The sequence below is a fragment of the Waterburya sp. genome, from assembly GCF_058530065.1.
Genome location: NZ_JBZNBU010000298.1, coordinates 1 through 2,557, shown reverse-complemented (window position 1 = coordinate 2,557; position 2,557 = coordinate 1). Strand labels below are relative to the sequence as shown.

The 2,557-nt window shown below is 42.0% G+C and carries 3 protein-coding genes; all 3 read right to left on the bottom strand.

Annotated elements, in window-relative coordinates:
• Positions 1-181 precede the first annotated feature (181 nt).
• The gene (locus AC33VI_RS17840) at positions 182-1,366 is read right to left on the bottom strand and encodes an iron-containing alcohol dehydrogenase (protein ID WP_491783609.1); all 1,185 of its coding nucleotides are present in this window, start codon (positions 1,364-1,366) and stop codon (positions 182-184) included.
• A gap of 406 nt (positions 1,367-1,772) precedes the next feature.
• Entirely contained in the window at positions 1,773-2,363 is a 591-nt protein-coding gene (locus AC33VI_RS17835; RefSeq protein WP_491783608.1) for an isochorismatase family protein, read from the bottom strand.
• A 57-nt stretch (positions 2,364-2,420) separates the two neighbouring features.
• On the bottom strand, positions 2,421-2,557 hold a 137-nt coding region (locus tag AC33VI_RS17830; protein ID WP_491783610.1), incomplete at its 5' end, for an aldehyde dehydrogenase family protein.

The following is a 2,557-nucleotide window of genomic DNA, read 5'->3' as shown; positions in this document are numbered from 1 at the left end:
CTCGGTCACAGAAAATTCTTGAATGTACTCTAGTATAAGGATTGTACTTGTTTAACTGTCTTCTTCACAATCAGATCTGTGAATCCATAAAGAGCCGTAATTATTATTTTTATTTTGATTTTTTCGCGAACATTTTTGGTCATTGTTCTCTTTTATATTTGCTATTGCATTTCCTTTCTAGCTAACTGGTCACACCTTGCGATCGCTTTCCATAAAGTGCTTGTCGAAATAGTTCTTCCATTTCTCCTACGAAGTCAACCTGACGGGGATTGGTCAAACAACAAGGATCTTTCAAAGCATTAGCTGCCATCTGAGGAATGGCTGATGCTTCTACTCCCAAATCTGCTAGGGTAGCAGGAATGTTAAGTTCTTGATTGAGGGTGTGAATTTTGGTTAATACATAGTCTATTGCCCGTTCTGGGGAGATATTTTTTGCTGCACCCATTGCCTCGGCGATCGCCACAAAGCGATCTGGGACAGCTTTAGCATTATAAGCAACTACATAGGGCATCAACACAGCATTGATAACTCCGTGAGCGAGATGATGATAAACACCACCGATTTGATGGGACATCGCATGAACGTAACCTAAACTAGCATTATTAAATGCCATCCCTGCTAGGAATTCAGCATAAGTTAAATCGGATCGCGCCTGTTTATTTGTGCCATCTTTATAAGCTGTGGGGAGAGATTTAACTACTAGTTGGATGGCGTGCAGCGCACCTGGATTAGTTAGGGGAGTAGCAGCAGTAGATACATAAGCCTCGATCGCGTGACTGAGGGCATCCATTCCCGTGGCAGCAGTTAAACCTGGTGGCATCCCCACCATCAATTCGGGATCGTCTACGGAAACACTGGGAGTGCAACGCCAGTCTACCACAGGAAATTTGGATTGCTGTTCTTCGTCGGTGATAATAGCAAAGCGGGTCATTTCACTACCCGTTCCCGATGTGGTATTGATGGCAAACATAGGCAGCATTTTGGTTTTCATTTGGTTTAAACCTGCATAGTCACGAATCGAACCACCATTATTGGCGACAATACCGATAGCTTTAGCACAGTCGTGAGGAGAACCACCGCCAAAAGAAATAATGAAATCACAGTTTTCAGATTTCACCATTGCAGCACCTTCCTCGACTTCTGCTACGGTAGGGTTGGGGGTAACGCGATCGTATATGGCGTATTCAATACTTAGTTTGGCTAGCAAATCCATCAGAACTTGAGTGGCTTTGACTTGACGGTGCAAAACCGCATCAGTGACGATTAAGGCTTTGCCGTAGCCTTCGGCAACCATTTCCTTACCTGCTTCCTGTAAAGCTCCTGCCCCTGCAATATTCATTGGTGGCATAAAAAAGTATTCAGCCATAATGTACCTCTTATCCAATTGAAGATTTTAGATTTGCAATAGATATTTGCCCCCTAAATCCACGGCACTCAATGAGGCGACGCAGGTTCGCCTCCCGTACCTCCCCAATTCTGGTGGACTGTGAAAAACTCGATTTAGCTAAGGGGCAGTTCAAGTCAACTTTAATTCAAGAAATCTGTTAAAAAGATTCTTTGGCAAAGATTTGCGATACCAATTGTGCGATAGGGCGTTGGTAATTTTAGGTATGAAGTGTAAAGTATTTCTTTTGGTAGCTCTTAGCTCTAAGCTTTAAGCTCTAAGCCTTTTTAATCTCAGTAGAATATATCAAGCTAGAGAAATCATACTTCTATTTACCAACGCCTGCGATAAATATTAGATAGAAAGATCTTTATCTAACCTGTTTTCCTCAATCTATTTTAGGGAGAACATCCTGAAATAGAATTTGTAGTATCTTTTGACCATGAGGACTACTCCAATCTTGAGCTAGTTCTGCCATGATAGTATTAGTTGCAGTTAACACTACGCCTTCATTCTCCATGCGCCGTCTAGACATCTCTTCCGAAATTTCGTAAGGCGAACCCGAAGCATCCATAACTGCTTGAACCTGATATCCTTCTTGACAAGCATTAATACTGGGAAATACTAAACAGACATCCGTGGTAACACCCGCCATAATTAGGTTTTTGCGACCCGTCTTTTCTACCGCCCCTTGAAAATTGCGATCGCTCCAGGCATTAACAATACCTGCTCTTTGAATCCGATTTTCAAAAGATTGAGGCAAAATTTCTTGTAATTCAGGCAGCAAAGACCCTTGAACATTGGTTTCTTGACTACTGGTAAGTACAATTGGCATCCCCAAAATTTTTGCAGTTTTAGCCAAAGCTAAAGTATTGCGCTTGACTGTTTCTAGAGGAATATTTTTAATTAGCTGCATTGTACCAACTTGATGATCGATTAGTAGCAATGCAGAGTTATCAGCAGTAAAAAGATTGTTCATTGATTTAGCAATTAGAAAAGAACAAGCAGAAGACAACCTTCTGCCTAATTTGCCCGATTAACTACAAGCGAACGAAGTATGATGAATGCCATCGAGTCGCACGTATACGGCTTTAGTTTCGGTATAGGCTTCAAAGGCTTCTTTACCGCGATTGCGTCCCCAACCAGATTGTTTGTAACCGCCGAAGGGCATGG

Excerpts from the sequence above, each read along its gene's own strand:
- AC33VI_RS17835 (WP_491783608.1), bottom strand. The coding sequence starts at position 2,363 with ATGAACAATCTTTTTACTGCTGATAACTCTGCATTGCTACTAATCGAT.
- AC33VI_RS17840 (WP_491783609.1), bottom strand. The coding sequence starts at position 1,366 with ATGGCTGAATACTTTTTTATGCCACCAATGAATATTGCAGGGGCAGGA.